This window comes from Mycobacterium sp. (assembly GCF_035314665.1).
Taxonomy (GTDB): domain Bacteria; phylum Actinomycetota; class Actinomycetes; order Mycobacteriales; family Mycobacteriaceae; genus Mycobacterium.
This window is the reverse complement of record NZ_DATFZD010000383.1, coordinates 1-2,271: the sequence shown is the minus strand read 5'-3', so window position 1 is coordinate 2,271 and position 2,271 is coordinate 1. Positions and strand designations below refer to the sequence as shown.

Genomic DNA, 2,271 nt, shown 5'->3' with positions numbered 1-2,271 from the left:
CGTGGGCGTGCTGCTGAGCATGGCGCCGTTGTGGATCTCCACCTACGTCTTGGACCTGCGGGTGCCGACGGTGTCGTTGACGGTGGAGAACATCGCCGACTTCATCTCGGCCTACATCATCGGCAACCTGCTTCAGATGGCTTTCCGCTTCTGGGCTTTCCGGCGCTGGGTGTTCCCTGACGAATTCGGCCGCGACGAAGACCAGGGGCTGGAATCGGCCCTTACCGCCGGTGGGTTCGCCGAGGTCCTCGAGGACAACTTCGAGGAGGGCGGCAGTGTCACGCTGATGCGGGCCTGGCGGTCGCGCCGTAGCCGGATGGATCAGCTGGGCGATTCCTCGGATCCCAGGGTGTCGAAAACCTCGTGATACAGCAGCGCGTGGACCTGCTCCACGCGCGGAATGTCGTAGAACTCCAACGGATCTTGTGACGCGGACTCGACGATCAGCGTGCCGGTGCGCAAGATCCGATCGATCAGCCGGTGCCGGAATTCCACGCTGTTGATCCGGGCCAGCGGGATGTCGATCCCGCTGCGGCTCAACACCCCGTGCCGGAACATCACTCGCCGGTCGGTGATCACGAAATGAGTGGTCAGCCAGTTCAGGAACGGCCACAGCGTCAGCCAGCCGATCACGATCAGCCAGATTGCCCCGATGACGCCGAAGATGACCCTTTTGGCGGTTGGGTCCCAGCTGGTGCTGTTGATGACCGCGGAGCCGAACGACGCCGCCGCGCTGGCCAGGATGAGCACGACGACCGGCCAGAAGAGTCGCTTCCAGTGTGGGTGCCGGTGCAAGACCACCTGCTCGTCGCCGGCCAGCACATTGTCGGGGTAGCCCACGCTGGCACTTTAAACGCTGGGGCGAAGGTGCGTGATGTCTCCGGCCGAGATCGCCACGGTCTGGCCGCCGGTGTCGACGCACAATCGGCCCGTCTCGTCGACGGCGTGCGCGGTGCCGACGATCTCCTGGTCGCCGGGCAAGATGGCCCGCACCCGAGAACCCAGGGTCAGGCTGTAGTGCTGATAATCGGCGACCAGCGCCGGATCGGCGCCACCGGCGCTGCGCCAGGCGTCGATGCGCTGCGCTAGTTCGCGAAGTATCCTGCGCGCCAACGTGTTCCGATCGATAGCCGACGACCCCAGGATCAGCAGCGACGTGGCCACCGGGTCAGGGGCTTCGTCGGCGGTCAGCGTCACGTTGAGCCCCAGGCCGACCACGATCACCGGCGCCGGCGCGGCGACCTCGGCGAGGATCCCGGCCAGCTTGCCGCCGTCGACCAGCACATCGTTTGGCCATTTGAGGCCGGCCGCCACGCCGCACTCTGCGGTCAGCGCGTCAGCCACCGCGACACCGGTGGCCAACGGCAACCATCCCCAGCCGGTCTGGGGAACCGAGGCCGCGCCCACCCCGACCGACAACGCGATCTGCGCACGCGGCGGCGCCGACCAGTGCCGGCCGTGGCGCCCGCGGCCGGCGTTCTGGTATTCGGCAAGCAACACCGATCCGTCGATATCTGCGCCGCCCTCCGCCCGGGCGATCAGATCGGCGTTGGTGGAGCCGGTTTCGGTGACCACGTCGAGTTCACGCCACGGCATGCCCGGCCCGACCAACCCGTCGCGCAACGCCGTCGCGTCCAATGGCGTCCTGAGTGTGTCCATGGGATCGCAATATAAGGGACCGCTAAGATCGACAGCCATGACGAGCACTTCCGAGACCCACGTCGAGGCGAAGGCCGAGCACCACATCGACATCCACACCACCGCGGGCAAGCTCGCCGAACTGCGCAAGCGGTCTGAGGAGACGCTGCACCCGGTCGGCGAGGCCGCGGTCGACAAGGTGCACGCCAAGGGCAAGCTGACCGCCCGCGAGCGCATCTACGCTTTGCTCGACGAGGGGTCCTTCGTCGAGCTCGACGCGTTGGCCAGGCACCGCAGCACCAACTTCGGGCTCGGCGAGAAGCGCCCGCTCGGCGACGGGGTGGTCACCGGCTACGGCACCATCGACGGCCGCGACGTGTGCATCTTCAGCCAGGACGTCACGGTGTTCGGCGGCAGCCTCGGCGAGGTCTACGGCGAGAAAATCGTCAAGGTCCAAGAGCTGGCGACCAAGACCGGCAGGCCGCTGATCGGTATCAACGACGGCGCGGGCGCCCGCATCCAGGAGGGTGTGGTCTCGCTGGGCCTGTACAGCCAAATCTTCCGCAACAACATTTTGGCCTCCGGCGTGATCCCGCAGATCTCGCTGATCATGGGTGCGGCCGCCGGTGGGCA

3 protein-coding genes and 1 pseudogene are annotated in these 2,271 nt (G+C 66.8%); 2 read left to right on the top strand and 2 right to left on the bottom strand.

The window, feature by feature from the left end:
- Window positions 1–367, top strand: a pseudogene (locus VKI00_RS27325) (GtrA family protein); the annotation flags it as partial.
- Here VKI00_RS27325 and VKI00_RS27320 read toward each other — a convergent pair.
- The gene (locus tag VKI00_RS27320) at window positions 322–840 is read right to left on the bottom strand and encodes a PH domain-containing protein (protein ID WP_324443812.1); all 519 of its coding nucleotides are present in this window, start codon (window positions 838–840) and stop codon (window positions 322–324) included. The pseudogene VKI00_RS27325 and the gene VKI00_RS27320 sit on opposite strands and share 46 nt — an antisense overlap.
- 9 nt (window positions 841–849) lie before the next feature.
- Window positions 850–1,659 carry a biotin--[acetyl-CoA-carboxylase] ligase gene (locus VKI00_RS27315; protein ID WP_324443810.1) on the bottom strand — a complete coding sequence of 270 codons (810 nt, stop codon included), beginning with the start codon at window positions 1,657–1,659 and terminating at the stop codon, window positions 850–852.
- A 37-nt stretch (window positions 1,660–1,696) separates the two neighbouring features.
- Between VKI00_RS27315 and VKI00_RS27310 the strand changes: the two genes are divergently transcribed.
- Window positions 1,697–2,271 (top strand): carboxyl transferase domain-containing protein (locus VKI00_RS27310; RefSeq protein WP_324443808.1); only part of this gene is annotated, 575 nt, incomplete at its 3' end.